At 68.1% G+C, this 19,916-nt stretch carries 21 protein-coding genes and 1 tRNA gene; 18 read left to right on the top strand and 4 right to left on the bottom strand.

From position 1 onward, the window contains the following. Positions 1-46: 46 nt before the first annotated feature. The 13 genes from AC1RSK_RS18955 (at position 47) to AC1RSK_RS18895 (ending at position 12,647) form a co-directional block, all read left to right on the top strand. Positions 47-4,273, top strand: coding sequence for a M10 family metallopeptidase C-terminal domain-containing protein (locus tag AC1RSK_RS18955; protein WP_492909177.1), 4,227 nt, complete (start codon positions 47-49; stop codon positions 4,271-4,273). A gap of 82 nt (positions 4,274-4,355) precedes the next feature. Beyond that, on the top strand, positions 4,356-5,414 hold the full coding sequence (locus tag AC1RSK_RS18950) for an isoaspartyl peptidase/L-asparaginase family protein (protein WP_492909176.1): 1,059 nt from the start codon (positions 4,356-4,358) through the stop codon (positions 5,412-5,414). Between the two features lie 10 nt (positions 5,415-5,424). After that, positions 5,425-6,561 carry a homogentisate 1,2-dioxygenase gene (locus AC1RSK_RS18945; protein ID WP_492909175.1) on the top strand — a complete coding sequence of 379 codons (1,137 nt, stop codon included), beginning with the start codon at positions 5,425-5,427 and terminating at the stop codon, positions 6,559-6,561. Then, the gene (locus AC1RSK_RS18940) at positions 6,558-7,277 is read left to right on the top strand and encodes a DUF4272 domain-containing protein (protein ID WP_492909174.1); all 720 of its coding nucleotides are present in this window, start codon (positions 6,558-6,560) and stop codon (positions 7,275-7,277) included. The genes AC1RSK_RS18945 and AC1RSK_RS18940 overlap by 4 nt, the downstream gene beginning before the upstream one ends. Continuing rightward, a complete protein-coding gene (locus AC1RSK_RS18935) occupies positions 7,274-7,537 on the top strand; it encodes a hypothetical protein (protein ID WP_492909173.1) in 264 nt (87 codons plus the stop codon). Before AC1RSK_RS18940 ends, AC1RSK_RS18935 begins: the two co-directional genes overlap by 4 nt. Before the next feature lie 10 nt (positions 7,538-7,547). After that, on the top strand, positions 7,548-8,555 hold the full coding sequence (locus AC1RSK_RS18930; protein ID WP_492909172.1) for a fumarylacetoacetate hydrolase family protein: 1,008 nt from the start codon (positions 7,548-7,550) through the stop codon (positions 8,553-8,555). Between the two features lie 14 nt (positions 8,556-8,569). Beyond that, positions 8,570-9,082 (top strand): MarR family winged helix-turn-helix transcriptional regulator, encoded by a 513-nt coding sequence (locus tag AC1RSK_RS18925; RefSeq protein ID WP_492909171.1) that lies wholly within the window; start codon positions 8,570-8,572, stop codon positions 9,080-9,082. Between the two features lie 50 nt (positions 9,083-9,132). Next, positions 9,133-9,849, top strand: a complete 717-nt coding sequence (locus AC1RSK_RS18920; RefSeq protein WP_492909169.1) for a DUF899 family protein — start codon at positions 9,133-9,135, stop codon at positions 9,847-9,849. A gap of 56 nt (positions 9,850-9,905) precedes the next feature. Continuing rightward, positions 9,906-10,406, top strand: a complete 501-nt coding sequence (locus AC1RSK_RS18915) for a GNAT family N-acetyltransferase (RefSeq protein ID WP_492909168.1) — start codon at positions 9,906-9,908, stop codon at positions 10,404-10,406. Between the two features lie 52 nt (positions 10,407-10,458). Continuing rightward, a tRNA-Leu gene (locus AC1RSK_RS18910) sits at positions 10,459-10,543 on the top strand. 7 nt (positions 10,544-10,550) lie between these two features. Then, entirely contained in the window at positions 10,551-11,210 is a 660-nt protein-coding gene (locus AC1RSK_RS18905) for a glutathione S-transferase family protein (protein WP_492909167.1), read from the top strand. A 175-nt stretch (positions 11,211-11,385) separates the two neighbouring features. Beyond that, entirely contained in the window at positions 11,386-12,066 is a 681-nt protein-coding gene (locus AC1RSK_RS18900; RefSeq protein ID WP_492909166.1) for a hypothetical protein, read from the top strand. Further along, positions 12,066-12,647, top strand: coding sequence for a hypothetical protein (locus AC1RSK_RS18895; protein ID WP_492909165.1), 582 nt, complete (start codon positions 12,066-12,068; stop codon positions 12,645-12,647). The genes AC1RSK_RS18900 and AC1RSK_RS18895 overlap by 1 nt, the downstream gene beginning before the upstream one ends. Positions 12,648-12,711: 64 nt before the next feature. Here AC1RSK_RS18895 and AC1RSK_RS18890 read toward each other — a convergent pair whose 3' ends face one another. Next, positions 12,712-12,924, bottom strand: a complete 213-nt coding sequence (locus tag AC1RSK_RS18890; protein ID WP_492909164.1) for a hypothetical protein — start codon at positions 12,922-12,924, stop codon at positions 12,712-12,714. A gap of 65 nt (positions 12,925-12,989) precedes the next feature. Next, on the bottom strand, positions 12,990-13,577 hold the full coding sequence (locus tag AC1RSK_RS18885; RefSeq protein ID WP_492909163.1) for a hypothetical protein: 588 nt from the start codon (positions 13,575-13,577) through the stop codon (positions 12,990-12,992). Between the two features lie 156 nt (positions 13,578-13,733). Between AC1RSK_RS18885 and AC1RSK_RS18880 the strand changes: the two genes are divergently transcribed. Genes AC1RSK_RS18880 through AC1RSK_RS18870 form a run of 3 tightly spaced genes read left to right on the top strand, consistent with a single transcriptional unit; the run spans position 13,734 to position 16,384 of the window. Further along, the gene (locus tag AC1RSK_RS18880) at positions 13,734-15,089 is read left to right on the top strand and encodes an MFS transporter (RefSeq protein ID WP_492909162.1); all 1,356 of its coding nucleotides are present in this window, start codon (positions 13,734-13,736) and stop codon (positions 15,087-15,089) included. Between the two features lie 51 nt (positions 15,090-15,140). Continuing rightward, positions 15,141-15,995, top strand: coding sequence for a taurine dioxygenase (gene tauD, locus AC1RSK_RS18875; protein WP_492909161.1), 855 nt, complete (start codon positions 15,141-15,143; stop codon positions 15,993-15,995). After that, on the top strand, positions 15,992-16,384 hold the full coding sequence (locus tag AC1RSK_RS18870) for a GFA family protein (RefSeq protein WP_492909160.1): 393 nt from the start codon (positions 15,992-15,994) through the stop codon (positions 16,382-16,384). Before tauD ends, AC1RSK_RS18870 begins: the two co-directional genes overlap by 4 nt. 280 nt (positions 16,385-16,664) lie before the next feature. Here AC1RSK_RS18870 and cuyB read toward each other — a convergent pair whose 3' ends face one another. Next, on the bottom strand, positions 16,665-17,327 hold the full coding sequence (gene cuyB / locus AC1RSK_RS18865; RefSeq protein ID WP_492909159.1) for a cysteate racemase: 663 nt from the start codon (positions 17,325-17,327) through the stop codon (positions 16,665-16,667). Continuing rightward, positions 17,324-18,325 (bottom strand): D-cysteate sulfo-lyase, encoded by a 1,002-nt coding sequence (cuyA, locus tag AC1RSK_RS18860; RefSeq protein ID WP_492909158.1) that lies wholly within the window; start codon positions 18,323-18,325, stop codon positions 17,324-17,326. The genes cuyB and cuyA overlap by 4 nt, the downstream gene beginning before the upstream one ends. A gap of 357 nt (positions 18,326-18,682) precedes the next feature. Between cuyA and AC1RSK_RS18855 the strand changes: the two genes are divergently transcribed. Both AC1RSK_RS18855 and AC1RSK_RS18850 read left to right on the top strand, forming a co-directional pair. Then, a complete protein-coding gene (locus tag AC1RSK_RS18855; RefSeq protein ID WP_492909157.1) occupies positions 18,683-19,249 on the top strand; it encodes a tetratricopeptide repeat protein in 567 nt (188 codons plus the stop codon). Then, a complete protein-coding gene (locus AC1RSK_RS18850; RefSeq protein WP_492909156.1) occupies positions 19,246-19,797 on the top strand; it encodes a tetratricopeptide repeat protein in 552 nt (183 codons plus the stop codon). The genes AC1RSK_RS18855 and AC1RSK_RS18850 overlap by 4 nt, the downstream gene beginning before the upstream one ends. The last annotated feature ends 119 nt before the right edge of the window (positions 19,798-19,916 follow it).

Raw genomic sequence — 19,916 nt, 5'->3', positions numbered from 1 at the left:
GTTGCGTTACGGCCTGGCGGAGCCGGCCGTGTGGGGGGATTTCAAAGTGGGCAAGGTTCTATTCGCCGCCGACGACGGCGTGCACGGTCGTGAGCTGTGGATTGCGGATTCGGACGGCAGCGGGGCCACCCTGTGGTCCGACATCAATCCGGGGACGGCTGCATCAAACCCGGACGGTTTCACGCTGATCAACGGAAAGGTCGTCTTCCTGGCGACCTCCGCTGACGGCGGCCGTGAGCTTTGGGTCGCCGACTACCAAAACGCCCCGGTCCGGCTGTTCGACGCCTATCCGGGAACGGGATCGTCCAACCCCGTCATCCTGAAGGCCGTCGGCGGCAAGCTGTTCTTCACGGCCAACACGCCGGATCTCGGCCGGGAGCTGTTTGTCACCGACGGCACGGCGGCGGGAACGCAGCTGGTCAAGGAGATCCGCCCCGGAAACGCCGCGGCCGCCGGGATCACCTACGTGGGGACAGTTGGCGATCGCGTGGTGTTCCTGGCCACCGACGGTGTGACCGGTCGGGAGATGTGGGCCTCCGACGGCACGGCCGCGGGCACCATGCTGCTGGCAGACATCAATCCGGGTGCGGGCGGCGTTACGATCAGCTTCAACCAGAATACCCAGACCTCCTACGTGCAGACACGCGAAGTGGACGGGAAGCTTCAGTTCCTGGTCGGGGTCAGCGGGTTCAGCTGGTGGGAGACCGACGGAACGTCAGCCGGAACCCAGAGGGCTCCCGCCGTCGACCTGGGCGGTGTCACCTTCCGCGCCGCGGAAACGGTGATCGGGTCGAAGACCTACTTCATCGGCAATGACGGGTCGGGCTATGCGATCTGGGTGGCCAACGCCGATGGCTCCGGCCCCGTCCGCCTCACGGCCCCCCAAGCCAATTCGCTGCCCACCCCGAACTTCACGCTGGCGGGTGGCAAGGTCGTGTTCCTGGGCAGGGACGCTGCTCACGGAGAGGAACTTTGGGTCACTGACGGTACGGCCGCCGGCACAGGCCTGCTCAAGGAAATCGTTCCGGACTTCTACTCGACGCAGATTCTGGACATTGAAGCCTACGGCGGCCAGGCGCTGTTCGCGGCGCGGCTGCCGGATCAGAACTGGGGCGTCTGGATCACCGACGGGACGAACGGCGGCACCACGCTGCTCAAGACCCTCGGCAACTTCAACGGCTCGCCGTTCGTGCCTCTGGGCCAAGTCGACGGCAAGTTCCTGTTCCGTGTGATCAGCGACCAGGGCAACGGCCGGACCGAACAACTCTGGGCGACCAACGGCTCGGCTGGCGGCACGCTCCAGCTCGCCAGCTACGTGCAGACCTATACCTTCCCGAACCCGCGCAACGAACTGCCCAGTGACTTCATCAAGTTCGGTGAGCGCTACGTCTACATCGCCGGCAGCCCGTCGAGCGGGCGGGAGCTGTGGGTCACGGACGGCACGGCCGCCGGAACGCGGATGCTGCTGGACAGCGTGCCGGGCGCCCGCGACGGAGAATACACGAACTTCCGCGTAGTAGGCGACACCCTGTTCTTCTCGGCCCGCACCGATTCAACCGGGGTTGAGCTCTGGCAGACCGACGGAACCGCGGCCGGCACCCATATCGTAACGGACGCCAACCCTGTGCCTGATCCCTCGGTGGGCACGGCGGTCGGGTACGGCTTCGAAGAGATCAACGGCGGGGCCATCTTCGAGGTCGAAACCGTCGCCGGCGCGATCGAGCGCTGGTTCAGCGACGGAACCGCCGCGGGGACGGTGCGACTGCTGGCAGGAGCGACGGACGGCTACGACGGGCTGCAGGTCGACGGAAAATACTATTTCCAGGCGACCACACCAGGGCATGGCTTGGAGCTGTGGGTATCCGACGGCACGGTGGCCGGAACCCATATCGTCAAGGAGATCGGCGCCGGCGGCATAAGCGGGCTGACCCCGGCATCGCTGATCCTGCCGTTCGGTGATCAGGTGGTGTTCGCCACCCGGGTCGGGACCGCCCAGCTTTGGCTCAGCGACGGGACCGCGGACGGCACCGTCAAGCTGCTCGACACGGCGGGGACCGCCGTTGTCGCGCGCGCCTTTGAGGATCGCATCTTCGTCCGGGTCACGAACGGCGGCGTCAATCAGCTGTGGACCTCCGACGGCACGGCCGCCGGAACAGTAAATCTGGGAGGCATCTCGCCCTCGAACGTTCCTCAGCAGTTCGACAACATCGTTCAGATGGGGGACGCCTGGGTGTTCGCCGCAACGGGGGATGGCGGCGTACCGATCCTGAAGATCACCGACGGCACGCTCGCCGGAACCCGGGCGATCGGCGAGGGCTACAGCAATCCGCGCAACTTCGCGGTCGCGGGTGACAGGCTGTTCTTCGTCGCCAACGACGGCAATACCGCCGGAGACCTCTGGGTCACGGATGGAACCACCGCCGGAACGATCCAGCTTCGCGACGCCTACCGCGACCTGGCGACCACCCGCATCCTCGGCGTGGAAGCAGCGCACAGCGGATTCGGAGACCTGGACTACGGCCATGCGACGACTTTGGACGGACGCATCCTGTTCGTGCAGGAGGTGGTCGGGATGTTCGGCAGCCAGCAGCTGTACGCCAGCGACGGCACGGTCGCCGGAACTGTCTCCCTCGGGTTCAGCGGTGCGTTCGAAACCGCCTATGCCTTTCATGAGGGGCGGCTGATCTTCTCAAGCCGGACTTCCATGGGCAGCACCTATGACCTGTGGAGCACCGACGGAACGGTGGGCGGGACTGTCCGCCTTGTCCAGGACCGGCTGTACTCGACCCCATCGCTCCTCACCGACCCGAGGACGCTGAACGGCGACATCACCTACGTCACCGTCCTGGAAGGGGGCGGAATGGCGCTCTGGGCGACCGATGGCACGCTTGCTGGCTCACGGCAGATCGCCTCGGTCGGATCGCAGATCACCAGTCAGATGATCTCGCTGGGAGATCGGCTGATCTTCACCGCCGCCCAGCAACCGGACGACTTCGAGCTGTGGGTGGCCGACGCCAACGGCGCGGCGATGATTGAGGTCAGGCCCGGCGCCAGCGGCAGCTATCCATTTGATTTCACGCTGTTCCAGGGACTGGTCTATTTCATCGCCGATGTCGGTGACCACTACGAACTATGGCGCACCGACGGCACGGCGGACGGGACGGTCCGGGCGGTCGATCTCGATCTTGGCGACGCCTTCTCCGATCCGGAGATTGAAGTCGTCGCGGGACGGCTGAGCTTCATGGCCAGCGATGGCGTCAACGGCTTCGAGCTCTATGCATTCGACGGGACCACCGCGGTGCGCCTGACCAACGCCGTAGTGGCCGGAGACAGCAGTCCCGGACCGGTCTTCGAAGTTCCGACGCCCCCGCCGCCGCCGACCATCAACGGCAAAGCGCGCAGCGAGGTCATCAACGGCACTGCAGTGACCGAGATCATCAACGCCCTCGGCGGCAATGACATCGTCAACGGCCTGGCCGGCGACGACACCCTCAACGGCGGCGACGGGGCCGACCAGCTGTTCGGCGGCGCGGGGATCGACACCCTGGTCGGCGGGGCCGGCAACGACGCCCTCGACGGCGGCGATGGCGCGGACGTCCTGCGCGGCGGCATCGGCAATGACCTCTACATCGTCGGGGCCGGGGACGTGATCGAGGAACTGGCCGGGGAGGGGGCGGATTCGGTCACCGCCTCGGTCAGCTTCACCCTGTCGGACAATCTCGAGAACCTGACGCTGACGACGATCCGTAACATCGACGGGATCGGCAACGGCCTGGGCAACCGGATCACCGGCAACAACTACCACAACCGGCTGGAGGGCGGCGGCGGCATCGACACCCTCGACGGGATGAACGGCAACGACGTCATCCTCGGCGGCTCCGGCGGCGACGTCATCCAGGGTGGCGGCGGCGCCGACCACATCACCGGCGGGACCGGCAACGACAACATCCGCGGCGGCAGCGGCGCCGATGTGTTCGCGGTGCTGCAGGAGTCCATCGGCGTCAATGAGACCGACAGCCTCAAGGACTTCTACACCAGCCAGGGCGACGTCATCGATCTGTCGGCCATCGACGCTAACGCCAGCCTCGATGGCGACCAGGCCTTCAGCCTGGTGTCGAGCTTCACCAAGTCGGCCGGCCAGATGACCCTGACCTACATCGCTGGCCAGGCGCTGACCCTGCTGAAGCTGGATGTGAACGGGGACGGACGGTTCGACTACCAGCTGAAGATCAACGGCAACGTGACCGCCGATAGCGGGACCTGGACGCTTTAGGCGGGGCCTCGCCCTTCCAAGAGGCTGGTTTCATTCGTTACTATCGGTTCGCGCCGGCAAGAGCGCGGACCGGGAGTGACCCATGAGGCTGGCTGCGAGACTGTTGGTGGTTCTGGCCCTGGCCTACGCCCTGCCGGCCGCCGCCCAAAGCCCGCCCAAGCCCAAGTGGGCCCTCGTCATCCACGGCGGGGCCGGCGTCATCGAGCGGGCCAACATGGATGCGGCGACGGAGGCGGCCTATCGCGAGGCGCTGGCCAGCGCCGTGGCCGAAGGCCAGCGGGTGCTGGAGAAGGGCGGCAGCGCCCTGGACGCGGTCGAGGCGATCATCCGGGTGATGGAGGATGATCCGCTGTTCAACGCCGGGCGCGGCGCGGTCTTCACCGCCGAGGGCCGCAACGAACTGGACGCGGCGATCATGGACGGGGCGACGATGAAGGCCGGCTCGGTGGCCGGCGTCACCCGCACCCGCAACCCGATCAGCCTGGCCCGGGCGGTGATGGAGAAGTCGCGGCATGTGATGCTGGTCGGGCAGGGGGCGGACGCCTTCTCGCTGGCCAACGGGTTGGAGCAGGTCGATCCGGCCTGGTTCTTCACCGAGCGGCGGTGGGAAGGGCTGGAGAAGGAACTCAACGCCCAGAAGCTGCCGATCCCGACCCGGCCGCCGAACGCGCCGGCCCCGGCCAAGCAGATTTCGCAAGGGCCGCTGATCGACGACCACAGGTTCGGCACGGTCGGGGTCGCGGCGCTGGACAGCGCCGGCAACATCGCCGCCGGCACCTCGACGGGCGGCACCACGGCCAAGCGCTGGGGCCGGGTCGGCGACGCGCCGATCATCGGGGCCGGCACCTATGCCGATAACCGCAGCTGCGCGGTCTCGGCGACCGGGACGGGCGAGTACTTCATCCGCCTGACGGTGGCGCGGACCATCTGCGCCCTGGTGCAGTACAGGGGCATGAGCCTGCAGGCGGCGGCCGACGAGGTGGTCCAGAAACAGCTGGTCGCCATCAACGGCGACGGCGGCGTCATCGCCCTGACCGCCGACGGCCAGCTGGCCTGGAGCTTCAACACACCGGGCATGTACCGGGCGCGCGCGTCGGCGGGCTCGGCGCCGGTGATCTCGATCTACAAGGATGAGCCCTAGAAGGCGCACGATGAGTAAGAAGAACTGGATTCCCGTCCGCGGCGCGCAAGGCGCTCACAGCCGTCAGGCGCATGCCGACCTGCCGGACGGCGCCTATGAGCGGGAGATGTCCAAGGAGGGCTTCTTCGGGCCGGCGGCGTTCCTCTATCACCCGCGGCCGCCGACGGGTTGGTCGAAGTTCGAGGGCCCGCTGCGGCCGCGGGCGTTCGACCTGAACCGGCTGAACCAGCCGCAGGCCTCGCCCTGGGATGCGCCGGTGGTGCTGCACAACAATGCGACCGAGCTGCGGTTCTGGAAGCCGGACGGCAAGCTGACCGATCTGGCCCGCAACGCCGACGGCGACCAGCTGCTGTTCATCCATGCCGGGGCCGGCGATCTCTTCACTGACTTCGGGCGGATCGGCTACCAGGCCGGCGACTACCTCTACCTGCCGCGCGGGACGATGTGGCGGCTGGCGCCCAGCGAAGCGACGGCGGTGCTGACCATCCAGGCGACCAACACCCACTACACCCTGCCCGACAAGGGCCTGCTCGGCCCGCACGCCATCTTCGACCCGGCCATGCTCGACACCCCGGCCATGGACGAGGCCTTCCGCGACCACCAGGCGCTGGCCGGTGAGTTCCCGGTTCGGATCAAGAAGCGTGGCCAGGTGTCGGTGGCGACCTATGACTACAACCCGCTGGACGCGGTGGGCTGGCATGGCGAGCTCAGCCCCGTGCGGCTGAACGTCAAGGACATCCGGCCGGTGGTCAGCCATCGCTACCACCTGCCGCCGAGCGTCCACACCACCTTCCTCAGCGACCGGTTCGTGGTCTGCACCTTCACGCCGCGGCCGTTCGAGACCGATCCGGGGGCGATCAAGATCCCCTTCTTCCACAACAACGACGACTTCGACGAGGTGCTGTTCTACCACGCTGGTGACTTCTTCAGCCGCGACCACATCGAGAGCGGCATGATGACCTTCCACCCGAGCGGTTTCACCCACGGCCCGCATCCCAGGGCGCTGAAGAACATGCTCAGCCAGCCGAAGCCGGCGACCGACGAGTATGCCGTCATGATCGACACCCGCGATCCGCTGGAGGTCGGCGAGGGGGCTTCGTTGGTCGAGAACCCGGCCTATGTCGACAGCTGGAAGACGGCAGGATGAGCGGTATGCAAAGGCGTTCGTTGCTGTGGGGGCTGGTTGGGCTACCGTTGGTCGGTGGCTCTCCCGCCCTCTCCGCGACCACCGAGGCAGAGGCCCGCAAGCAGCGGTCGATCGCACGGCTGAAGTCGGAGGGCGTCCCTTACAGCGACGAGCTGCCGGTGATCGTCGATTCCAACGAGGCGAAGCCGCCAAGTGCGGAGGCCGTCGCGCGCCGTTTATGCGCGCTGATGGTCATGACCCACAAGGCCATGGTGAACGACCACGCCCAGTCGAAGGTGGTGCGCGAGGCGGTGGGCGATCGCGCGGCCTTTTCGCCAGACGAGCTGGCCTTCATGGACACGGCGGCGCCGAGCCCGCGGGCGGTGAAGCAGGCGAAATGGCTCTACGAGGCGGCAGTGCCGATGGCATGGGCGCTGGGGCGTCGGGCGAAATTGGGGCCGCTTGATCGGCTTGTCGAGATCGACAGCCTGGGCGATCTGGTCGTCTTCGACCACGGCAAGTCCCTGGTCGCCCAAGCGCGGCTTCGGCCAATCGGCGAGATTCTCGACGAGGCGGACCTGATCTATCGTTATCACTGGGCGGTGCGGGAGACGGCTCTCGATGGCTTGCCGATTCCGGCTGGGCTGAGAGAAGGCGTGGTGAGGGAGCGCCACCGGGGCCTGAACTGGCTGATTGGCGACGAGGCCGACTGGGACAAGGTTGGCGCCGACACATGAGCGATCCCGACCTCACGGCCTTCGCCGAGGACGAACTGACCCGGGCCCTGACTTTGAGCTGGCGCGAGCTGTCGAAGATCACCCCCTGGGGCGACACCTTCGAGGGCCTGTCGCCCGCCGGGCGCGAGGTCGAGGTGGAGCGAAACTACATCTGGGCCGCTGAAGAAGGCGGTGACATTCTCTGCGAGGTGGCCGTCTTTGGCGGCCCGTCGCGTTACGACCAGGGGGCGCGGGTCAGTCGCCTCATCAAGAAACCATAAGGAAACGCCCGTGAAGCTCGCCTCCCTCAAGTCCGGCCGTGACGGCAAGCTGGTCGTGGTGTCCAACGATCTGGCCTGGTGCTTCGACGCCTCCGCCGCCGCCCCGACCCTGCAGGCGGCGCTCGACGACTGGGAGCGGTGCGAGCCGATCCTCAAAGCCCTGTCGGCCAGCCTGGAGGTCGGCGGCGTGCCGCGCCAGCGCTTCCACGAGCATGATGCCTCCAGCCCGCTGCCGCGCGCCTACCAGTGGGCGGACGGTTCGGCCTACGTCAATCACGTGGCCCTGGTGCGCCAGGCGCGGGGCGCCGAGATGCCCGACAGCTTCTGGACCGATCCCCTGATGTACCAGGGCGGCTCGGACGGCTTCCTGGGGCCGCGCGATACGATCCCCCTGGCCGACGAGGCCTGGGGCTGTGACCTGGAAGGGGAGGTGGCGGTGATCACCGGCGACGTGCCGCAGGGGGTGAGCGCTAAGGAGGCGCTCGGCCACATCCGGCTGGTCATGCTGTGCAACGACGTCTCCCTGCGCAACCTGATCCCCGCCGAACTGGCCAAGAACTTCGGCTTCTTCCAGTCCAAGCCAGCCAGCGCCTTCTCGCCGGTGGCGGTGACGCCCGATGCGCTGGGCGAGGCCTGGAGCGACGGCAGGCTGCACGGCCGGCTGGACGTCGAGCTGAACGGCAAGGCTTTTGGCCAGGCCGACGCCGGCGTCGATATGACCTTCGACTTCGGCGCCCTGATCGCCCATGCGGCGAAGACCCGCAAGCTGGCGGCCGGCACGGTGATCGGCTCGGGCACGGTGTCGAACCGTGACGCGGCCGGCGGTCCAGGCAAACCGATCGGCGACGGCGGCCACGGCTACAGTTGCATCGCCGAGGTGCGCACGGTGGAGACGTTGCTCAACGGAGAGGCGAAAACGCCCTTCCTGAAGCACGGCGACACGGTGCGGATTGAGATGCGCGACGGCCGGCGTCACAGCATCTTCGGCGCCATCGAACAGACCGTGGCGCCTGTGTGATGAGGAGGCGCCGCGTGGCCGGCCATCTGTCCTTGGCCCCGGCTTTGGGGGCTCCAGCGCCCGCCGCGGCGGACACCTCCGTCCTGGTGCTCGACGACTACCTGCCGTTCCGGCTGTCGGTGGCGTCGAACGGTGTCTCGCGGCTGATCGCCCGGGCCTATGAGGACCGTTTCGGCCTGACCATTCCGCAATGGCGGCTGATGGCGGTGCTTGCCGAGGGCGGGTTGACCCAGCAGCAGGTCGTCAGCCGCACGGTGATGGACAAGGTCAGCGTGTCCCGGGCGGCGCGCGAGCTGGTCGCCCGCAGCCTGCTGGCGCGGGACTCCAACACCGCCGACGGCCGCAGCCACCTGCTGACCCTGACCACCATGGGCCGCAGCCTGCACGCCGAGATCGCGCCCCTTGCGAAAGCGTATGAGGCGGCCCTGCTGGCCGGCCTGGCCCCCAGCGAGGTGGCGACGCTCAAGCGCCTGCTGCTGCGGCTGGAGGCGGCGGCGACCAAGCTGTCGGGTGACAACGGCCGCTGATTTCGGAACCATGGGCCGGGGGAGGCGCTGACCTCCCCATGGAGGACCCCATGGCCGATTCCGCAGAACCGAAGGCCTTGGCCGACGCCAAGACCCTGGCCCACGCCAGCCCGATCCGCTTCCCGAACGAAAGCGCCGAGTACCGCCGCGCCCGCGAGGCCTTGCTGGCCGAGGAGATCGAGCTGCGCCGCCACATCGAGCGGGTGGCGGCCCAGCGCCGGGCCCTGCCGCCGGGCGGCGAGGTCACGGGCGACTACCGCTTCATCGGACCGGAGGGCGAGGTGACGTTCGAAGAGCTGTTCGGGGATAAGGACACCCTCATCGTCTACAGCTTCATGTTCGGGCCGCAGCGCCAGACCGCCTGCCCGATGTGCACCAACGCCGTCGGGACCTGGGACGCGACCATTCCCGACATCCAGCAAAGGGCCGTCTTCGCCGTCGTCGCCCGTTCACCGATCGAGCGGCTGACCGCCTACAGCCGGGAGCGCGGCTGGCAGCACGTGCCCTGGTACAGCGACGTCGACCAGGCCTACAGCCGCGACTACCACGCCATCGCCGCGGACGGCGGCGACAGCGCCTCCTATGACGTCTTCACCCGCCGGGACGGCGTTATCCGCCACTTCTGGAGCGGCGAGATGGGGCCGGAGACCATGGACCCGGGCCAGGATCCTCGCGGCGCGCCGGACCTGTCGCCGCTGTGGACCATCCTCGACACCACGCCGGAGGGCCGGGGAGCGGACTGGTATCCGAAGCTGGCCTATCCCTGAGCGCCGGGCGCTAGCGAGCGGTTTACACTGCTGTTTCCGGCCGATAGGGCCAGCGGATGATCAGCACGCTCGACGCCGCCATGCTTGAAAACGACGCCCGGCTGCGTGAGGCGCTCCTGGGCCTGAACAACGCCCATGCCGTGGAGCTGTCCCTGCTCGACGCGTCCGGACTGCGGCGGTTGGTTGGCGAAGCGTTCGCGGCCCGGTGTAGCGGCCTCGCCGACGCCCTGCTGATCGCCTTCGATCAGGACGCGGACTACGACAGCTCCAACTTCCTGTGGTTCCGCCAGCGCTATGAGCGATTCGTCTATATCGACCGGGTGGTCACCGCCGAGGCGGCGCGGGGCAGGGGACTGGCCCGGCGGCTGTATCGCGACCTGGTTGATCAGGCGCGGGCGGCCGGCCACGTCCGCCTTGTCTGCGAGGTCAATGCCGACCCGCCCAACCCTGGTTCAGACGCCTTCCACCGCAACTTCGGCTTCCGTCCGGTCGGCGAGGCCAGGCTGGCCAACGGCAAGACGGTGACCTACCTGGCTTTCGACATCGAGGCGCGTTGACGCCGCCCTCGCCATCGCTAGATTGCCGGGCCTTCTCGATCCGCTTGCGCGGGCCCCTGTGGTGGAATTGGTAGACGCGCCGGACTCAAAATCCGGTTCCGAGAGGAGTGTCGGTTCGAGCCCGACCGGGGGCACCACCTGCGCATGACGACCGAACACGGGGCGTCCATGAGCTACCTGCTGTTCTATTCGCCAGGCACGGCCAGCCTGGCGGTCCATTGGATGCTGATCGAACTCGGCGTCGCCTTCGAGGCGGAGGCCGTGGACATCAAGGCCGAGCGATCGGCGGCCTATCTGGCGCTCAATCCGGCCGGCCGGGTGCCGACCCTGGTGGTCGACGGGGCGCCGGTCAGCGAATCGGCGGCGCTGCTGATGCTGCTGGCCGAGCGGCACCCGGAGGGCGGTTTCGCGCCGGCGGTCGGGTCGCCTGGGCGGGCGGCCTGGCTGGAGACCATGCTGGTGCTGGCCAACGGTCTGTCGCCGGCCATGCGCGACTGGTTCTACGCCGACAAGGACGGCGACCCGGCCGGGGCCGAGGCCGTGCAGGCGTTGGCCAGGCGGCGGATCGAGGGGGTCTTCGAGCGGCTGGACGGTCTGCTGGCCGACGGGCGCCCCTATCTGCTGGGCGAGACGGTGACGACGGCCGATCTCCTGGCGACCATGCTGATGCGCTGGTCGCGCAACATGGCGCGGCCGGCGACCAGCTGGCCGAACCTGGGGCCTTATGTCACCCGCATGCGCGGTCGGCCGGCCTTTGTGGAAGTCTGCCGGCGTGAAGGCCTCACAGACTGGCTGAACGGCTGAAGGCGAGCGCCCGGCGTCGTGAAACTTTGCGTTTACAGGCCGTTGGCCGCCTTGCATGGTGCGCCTCGGGGGTGATCCGGCGTCGGGCCGGGGCTTCCCCATGTGCATTCAACCGGGGGCCTTAGCCGTGATTTCGCTCTTCAAACACCTGTCGTCGCTCGCGGGGCGCCTTGCCTTGCTTTTCGCCTTCCTGCTGGCCGCGCCGGGCGCCGCCTTCGCGGGGCAGTATCTGCTGCCGACGCCGACCGACGTGCCGGCCGCCGAGAAGGCCGTGGTGGCCTCGCCCGCGCCGGTGCAGCTGCTGTTCCAGTTCAAGACCAAGGGCGCCCCCAACCCGCAGGCGACCAAGTACCTGACCAAGGCCGTGACTGAGAACGTCAAGGCGACCGGGGCCTTCAGCGAGGTGACAACGGGGCCGGCGTCCGGCGGCGCCGTCCTGTCGGTGACCATCGAGAACATCCCGCAGGAGGGGGCGGCCGGTAAGGGCTTCGCCACCGGCCTGACCTTCGGCCTCGCGGGCACCACGGTGATCGACTACTACGTCTGCACCTTCGAATACATCCCGGCGCCGGGTGCGCCGAAGGTGACCAAGGAAATCAAGCACCAGATCATCTCAACGATCGGCCTGACCAAGGCGCCCGAGAACACCATCAAGATGAAGGGGTTCGAGGACGCGATCATGACTGTCACCCGCCATGTGATCGCCAACGGCGTCAACGATGTCGCCAAGGATCCGGGCTTCGTGGTCGCCGCCGCCCCGTTGGTCGAGCCGGCCGCGGCTCCCGCCGAGCCCGCGACGCCGGCCGCGCCGGAAGCGGCGCCGGCTCCTGCCCCCGCGACTGGCGGTCTCCGCTGATGCGCGGCCGTCTTCTCGCCGCCCTCGCGCTGGCGCTGGCCGCGACGCTCGGCCTGTCGGCCTGCGCCACGACGCCGATGGTCGAACCGGTGGCCAGCATCGACACCCTGCAGACCCTGCAGATCTCGGGCGTGGGCCCGATCCGGGTCGGCGCCTTCAAGCCAGACGCCTCCTTGCCGGCCGGCAAGGACAGGTCGATCAACTCGCGGGCCTCGACGATCAAGCCGCCGTCGGGCAATTCCTTCGCCGCCTATCTCGGTCAGACCCTGGCGACCGAACTCAAGGCAGCCGGCAAGCTGGACGACAGTTCGGCCCTGGAGGTCACCGGTTTCTTGACCGAGAGCAAGCTGGACAGCGCCGGGTTCGCCACCGCCAGCGGCTCGCTCGCCGCGCGGTTCGTGATGACCCGCGGCGGCGTTGTGGTCTACGACAAGGTGCTGCGGGTCGATGCGACCTGGGACTCGAACTTCATCGGGGCCATCGCCATCCCGGCGGCGATCAACAACTACAACGCCCTCTATCCCAAGCTGGCCCGGGCCCTGCTGCAGGACCCGGCGTTCGTGGCCGCTGCCAAGGGTTAGCCGTTCCTACCCGTCCGGAATCCGCCGGAGCGTCCGGCGGATTCCGGAGGCAGCCGCCTCGGATCTAGGAGTTGGCCCACTCGGCCGTCGGCCGCCAGCTGCGGGCCTCGCCGCGGGCTTCCACGAAGCGGGCGGCGCGGCGACGGCGCAGGGCATCGTGCAGGCCGTCGGCCAGGCTGAGGATCTGGTCGTCGTCGCAGAGGGCGATAGCGGTGGCGAGCTGTTCACGGAGGCGCTCGAAGGCGTCCGGCTGCAACTGATGATGATGGACACTCACAGATTGCCTCCTCTCGTTGAGACCAGAATGGGACAAACGAAGGGAGGTTCCAAATTATCTATGGTTTACGGCCGGTTACCGGAAAGTTCTGGCAAACCGGGAAGGAAGGCGCCGAGGCTCAGGGGCACGGTCCGGGGCCGGGAGCGGACCGCCCAGACGGCGGCGACAGGCAGCATGACGGCGATCAGGATCAGCTTGACGATGACCAGCCAGCCGAGCGGCGTCGGTAGCGCGATCAGCACGAAGGCGAGCAGCGCCATCATGCTCAGCATGAAGGCCAGCTGGCCGAAATAGCTGAGCGGGCCGGCGCCGACCGAGGCCCTGGCGTCGGGGGCCAGGGCGACGACACGGTCGAGGCAGGCCAGGACGAAGGGAATGAAGCTGGGCGAACGGTCCTCGAAATCGCCGACCGATTTGAAGTGGGCGTTGTCGATCAACAGGGTGGCGCCCTTGCGGGTGGTCAGTTCGAAGACATGCCGCCAGGTCTTCCAGCGGGTCGGAGCGAAGGCGGCCCGCACCGCCCCGACGTCTTTCCATAGGAGGGTCAGGCTGTCGCCGCTCGGCCGCGTCCAGATCAGGCAGTCGTCCTCGACCCGCCAGACATGCTCGCCCTTCTCGAAGGCGTTCTCACGCTTGGAATAGGTCGTGGTCATGACGCCTGTCCCTGGTCGCTCGCGGCTCACCTCAGCCCCGGCGTGACCATGGGCGTGAACCTTCGCCGGCCGCGCCTCCCGAAAAGGGGGGAGTGGTGCTTGCCGCGCCTCAAACGAGCGTTCAACATGACCCCAAAATCGGGGGGCGCCGCGTTCATGGCCGCTGAGAGACATTCGGGCTGGCGTCTCGCCGCCTTCGCGGCCCCGGCGATCCCGCTGTCGGCCATGCTGCTGCCGATCACCATCTATCTGCCCAACTACTACAGCAAGGAGCTGGGGGTGAACCTGGCGGCGGTGGCCGCCGCCGGCGTGCTGATCCGCCTGTTCGACCTCGGGTTCGACCCGGCCTTCGGCTATCTGGTGGACCGTGTCCGCACGCCGCTGGGCCGCTTCCGGCCCTGGGTGCTGATCGGCGCGCCGATCGCCATGCTGGCGATCTTCAGCCTGTTCATGGCCAAGCCGGGGGTCGGCGCCGTCTATCTGACCTTCTGGCTGATCATCGTCGGGATCGGCCAGTCGATGGGGCAGCTCAGCATGATGGCCTGGGCCTCCCAGGCGGCCACCCAGTACCACGAACGATCCCGCATCTACGGCTGGTGGCAGGCGCTGACCGTGGCCGGCATGCTGATCATTCTCACTCTGCCGGTGATCGTCGGGAAGATGGGCGGGACGGACGCGGCGGGGGTCCACGCCATGGGCTGGTTCGTCATCGCCGCCCTGCCGCTGACCGTCGGCCTGGCGATGCTGGCCATGCCTGAACCGGCCAGCGTCAACGTCGATCACCACATCAACTGGCGGCACTACTGGCGGATGATCCGGGAGCCGATGGTGCTGCGGGTGCTGGCCACCGACATCATCATCAGCACGGCCCCGACGGTGGCCGGCACCCTGCTGTTCTTCTATTTTGAATCCGTGCGGGGCTATGGCCGGCCGGAAACGGCGCAGCTGCTGCTGTTCTACTTCCTGGGCGCGCTGGCCGGGGCGCCGCTCTGGACGCGCCTGGCCAAGCTGATCACCAAGCACCGGGCCCTGGCCGTCGCCGCCCTCTGCTATGCGTTCGTCCAGATCTGCGTGCTGGTCGTACCGGGCGGGCCGCTGGTCAGCATCCTGGTGACGTTCGTCGCGGGCCTGCCCTTCTCGGCGGGCAGCATCCTGCTGCGGTCGATGATGGCCGATGTGGCCGACGTCGTCCGGCTGCGCACCGGAGCCGACCTTTCGGGCATGCTGTTCTCCCTGCTCAGCGGCACCATCAAGATCGGCACCTCGATCGCCGTGGGGGTCAGCCTGTTCACCCTGGACGCCGTCGGTTTCGACGCCAAGGCCGGGGCCGCCAACAGCGAGTTGGCCCTCAACACCCTCGGCGCCCTGTTCGCTCTGCTGCCGGCCGGGCTCGGCGTGCTGGCCGCCTGGATCATCAGCGGCCACAAGCTGGACCAGGCGGCGCACGACGACATTCGCAGGCAGCTGGACGACCGCGAGGTTCCGCCGCCGACCCCCGGCGAACTGGGCTGACCGATCCGCAAAGCCATGGCACAGTGGCGGAAATGCTTGGGAAACGCCGTCATGACCCGCTCCAACGTGCTTGAGATCGAGCCCCTGTCGCCGGCCATCGGGGCGGTGCTGCGTGGGGTGAACCTGGCCGAGCAGGCCAGCGACGACCTGATCGGCGACATCCGGGCGGCGCTCCTCAGGCACCAGGTGATCTTCTTCGAAGGGCAGGACTTCACGCCCACCCAGCAGCGGGACTTCGCCGCCCGGTTCGGCGACCTGCACGTCCATCCGCTGTACGACCGGGACGAGGGTCATCCCGAGATCATGGTCATCGACAATCACGTCGATAACCCCACCGACAACAACTTCTGGCACACCGACGTCACCTTCATCGACACCCCGCCGATGGGCTCGATCCTGGCGGCGCGGCAGCTGCCGCCGGTCGGTGGCGACACCATGTGGGCCTCGATGACGGCGGCCTACAACGCCCTGTCGAAGCCGATGCAAAAATTCCTGCAAGGCCTTGAGGCGGTTCATGATTTTTCCTACGCCTTCACAGCCGAGGGGATTGCGGGCTCGCAGGCCGGACGCGAGAAGTACGACAAGGCGGTGGCGGCCAACCCGCCGGTGACACACCCGGTCATCCGCACCCATCCGGAGACCGGCGAGCCCGGCATCTTCGTCAACTCGGTGTTCACCCGCCGGATCAAGGGGCTGCGGCGCGAGGAGTCGAAGGCGCTGATGGCCTTCCTGAACCAGCACGTCCAGCAGCCGGAATTCGTCGTCCGCTGGCGCTGGCGGCCGGGTGACGTGGCCTTCTGGGACAACCGCAATACTCAGCACCGGGCGGTCGACGACTTCCTGCCGCACCGGCGGATCATGACCCGGGCGACGGTGCTGGGCGACAAGCCGGCCTTCCATCCATGAGCCGCACGGCCAGCTGCAGCTGCGGGGCGCTGATCGCGGTCTGCGAGGGCGAACCGGTGCGGGTCAGCGTCTGCCACTGCCTGGCCTGCCAGCAGCGGACCGGCAGCGCCTTTGGCGTGCAGGCGCGGTTCGAGACGGACAAGGTGCGGCTGGTCGGGCCGCGCTCGAACTTCAGCCGCACCGGCGATGGCGGGATGACCGCCACCTTCGACTTCTGCCCCAGCTGCGGCACGACGATCAGCTGGCGATTTCCCGAGGCGCCGGAGGTGGTCGCCATCGCCGTCGGCGCCTTCGCCGATCCGACCTTCCCGGCCCCGGTGCGGGCGGTCTACGAGGAGCGGCAGCATCCTTGGGTGACGCTGACCGGGATCGAGGAGCATGAGGGGTAGCGGACTTGCGAAGCGGGTCCATTGTAGCAGATTTGGCCATAATGGCAGCTGGAAAATATCAGCAAAAACAACCACGTAACTGGTCGTTTTGACCCATGCGGGACCAGCTTTTCGTCGGCATCCAGGGTCGTTTGAACCACCCTGGATCCACCCCGAATGACCCTGTCTGGCGGCGTGCGGCCGGCGGTCCGTTCAGGCGTTGAAATGGATATGTCTAGACATATTCATCTGCCATCGACCCCGCCCCGCGAGTCGCCGGGATGAGCGGAAAGGGTGGGGGTCAGCCGGGGCGGCAGGCCGCGACGCAGGCTTTTGCCAGTTCCGCTGAGCCGTCGATCAGCGGCACGGCGAGGTCGGCGGCCGACAGCACCAGTGGGACCTCCGTGCAGCCGGCGATGACGGCTTCGGCGCCCCGGTGTTCCAGGCCGGCGGCGCAGGCGGCCATCAGGGCGCGGGCGGTGGGGCCGGTGTCGCCGGACTTGATGCGGTAGAGGATGTCCATGAAGGCATCCTGCGCCGCATCGGTCGGCAGGACCGGTTCGCGGCCGGCGGCGGTCAGGCGATCCCGGTAGATGTCGAGGGCCAGGCGGGTGCCGAGCACGCCGATGCGTTTGGCGTGGCCGGCGGCGGCGATGGCGATGTCGATCAGGTCGATGAGGGGGAGGGCGCTGGCCGCCCGAATCTCCTCGGCGTGCAGGTGCGCGGTGTTGCAGGGCATGGCCAGGACCTGCGCCCCTGCGTCGCGCAGGCGGACGGCCATGGCGGCCAGCACCGGGCCGGCCGCGCCATCGCCGACATTGCGGTCGGGGACCTGGGGGTTGAGGTCCATCACGACCCGGATGTGGTCCTGGTCGCGGGCGGCGGGGGTGGCGGCCTGCAGCTTGCCCAGGAAATCGAGTGTGGCCGCGGGGCCCATGCCGCCAAGGACGCCCAACACCTTCATTTCAGGCCGGCTTCCAACTCGAAGTGGTAGCCGGACAGGCCCTGGGCGCCGCCGGTGTGCAGGAAGACCACGGTCTCGCCCTTGAAGGCGCCGGCCTTGCTGAGGGCGATCAGGCCCTTGAGGGCCTTGCCGGTGTAGACCGGATCGAACAGCAGGCCTTCGGTGCGGGCCGCCAGGCTAAGGGCGTCGATCACCCCCTGGTCGATCAGGCCGTAGCCGGCGCCGACATAGTCGCAGTCGGCGATCACCTGCTCGCGTTTGACGCGGGACTCGTGGCCGAGCCGGGCCGCCGTCTCAACGGCAAGCTTGAAGACATTCTCCTCCTGCTTGGCTTTCGGCGCGCGGACGCCGATGCCGAGGACGGGGATGTCGGCGCCGCTGACCGCGAAACCGGCGACCAGGCCGGCATGGGTGCCGGCGCTGCCGGTGGCGGTGACCAGGCGGTCGATCTTCAGGCCCGTGGCGTTGGCCTGGGCGGCCAGTTCCAGGGCGCAGTCGACATAGCCCAGCGCGCCGGTGCTGTTGGAGCCGCCGCCGGGGATGATGTAGGGCGTCCTGCCCTCGGCGCGGAGCTGCTCGGCCAGGGCGGCCATGGCGGCGTTCATGTCGGTGTCGGCCGGGACCGTGCGCATCCCGCCGCCCAGCAGCCGGTCGAGCAGGACGTTGCCGGAGCCGACGTAGTCGGGGCTGCGATTCCCTGTCCGGTCCTCAAGGATGATCTCGCAGGCCAGGCCGAAGCGGGCGGCGGCGGCGGCCGTTTGCCGCACATGGTTGGACTGAACCGCCCCCTGGGTGATCAGGACGTCGGCCCCCTGCGCAAGCGCCTCGCCCAGCAGGAACTCCAGCTTGCGGGTCTTGTTGCCGCCGCCCGCCAGGCCGGTGCAGTCGTCGCGCTTAATCCACAGGTCGATGCCGAGCACGGAGCCAAGTCGGGGCGCCGGCTCAAGCGGCGTCGGCAGATGGGCGAAGCGGGCGCGAGGAAAGCGGGTCAGATTCATGGGGTCTGTCGATATCCTGTTGGCGCCAAAGGTAAAGCCGCTGTCTTCCGTCGCCGGCCCACTTGCGCCGGACGACAGGGCGTCCTTCAAGACATCGATCAGTAGGCTGACGGAGATATCAAGCAGCGCCAGCGCCGCCCGGAAGACGGGCCCGGGAAATCGCCCGGCCGGCTACTCGGATTTCGCCCCGGTCGCGGTTCGCCTTGGCCTTGAGCAATTGGGCCGTAGCGAGGAATATCAACCGAGCGCGGGCGTGACCTTCGAACCGCTTGACGGCGACTATTTGTAATGCGGCTTATCCACGAACCGTGATACTTTAATGACGGTCACAACTGAGCGCTGGGAGGAAAAAAGCTAATGTCCAAGAAAGTCGCGTTCGCAGCCGCCGCCATGACGGCCGCCACCCTGTTTGCCGCCACCACGCCTGCTTCCGGCGCGGCTCTCGTGCTCGGGCAAGGCCTGGCGACGGCCTGTTCCAAGGCCGCCCTCAGCGGCCGCAACGACCTGAAGTCCATCGACAACTGCACCCTGGCCATCGAGACCCAGGCCATGGGTCCGCGCGATCGCGCCGGCACCTTCGTCAACCGCGGCATCCTGAAGCTGCGCCGGGCTTCTTACGATGACGCGCGCGCCGACTTCGCCAACGCCCTGCGCCTGTCGCCGGACCTGGGCGAGGCCTACGTCAACTGGGGCGCCAGCCTGATCGCCGAACAGAAGTACGCCGAGGGTCTCTCCGAGATCGATCGCGGCATGGCGCTGGGCGTCGATGAGCCGGAGAAGGCCTGGTACAACCGCGCCATCGCCTATGAGGCCATGGGCGATCCGAAGAACGCCTACCTGGCCTATCAACAGGCCATCGCCCTGGCGCCGGAGTGGAAGGAGCCGCAGCTGCAGCTCACCCGCTTCTCGGTGACCCGCAAGTGAACCGGACGCCCGCGCTTCTGGCGGGCGTGCTGATGGCGCTGGCGGCGGGTTCCTCCGCCAGCGCTTCAGTCCTGGTGCTGGGCGAAGGCCTGGCCCCGGCCTGCTCCAAGGCGGCCTTCCGCGGCAAGTCGGACAAGGCCTCCATCGAAACCTGTTCCCGCGCCCTTGAGGAGGGGCTGGCCATTCGTGACCGCGCCGGCACCCTGGTCAACCGCGGCGTGATGCAGATGCGTGGCAAGGCCTATGGCCCGGCCGCGCGGGATTTCGAGGAAGCCATCCGGCTGAGCCCCGAACTGGGCGAAGCCTTCGTCAACCGCGGCGTGCTGCGAATGGCGGACCGGGACTATGCCGGAGCCCTGGCCGAGATCGACCGGGGCATCGCCCTCGGCGTCGATGAGCCGGCCAAGGCCTACTACAACCGGGCGCTTGCGCAGGAAGGGTTGGGCGACGCCAAGGCGGCGTGGCTGGACTACCGGAAGGCGCAGTCGCTCGACCCGGACTGGGACGCGCCGGCGAAACAGCTGGTGCGGTTCAAGGTCCGGAACTGATTTTCCTTCTCCCGCTCGTCGGGAGAAGGTGGCGCGAAGCGCCGGATGAGCAACTGTGTTTGGTTAGGCGGTGAGCTGTGTCCAGGGCTTGTTGTCTCTGAGCATGGCGTTGAGGGTGG

The sequence above is a fragment of the Caulobacter sp. GW821-FHT11A05 genome (assembly GCF_058809015.1).
Note: the sequence above shows the minus strand (reverse complement) of the source record. Positions and strands in the feature narration are given on the sequence as shown.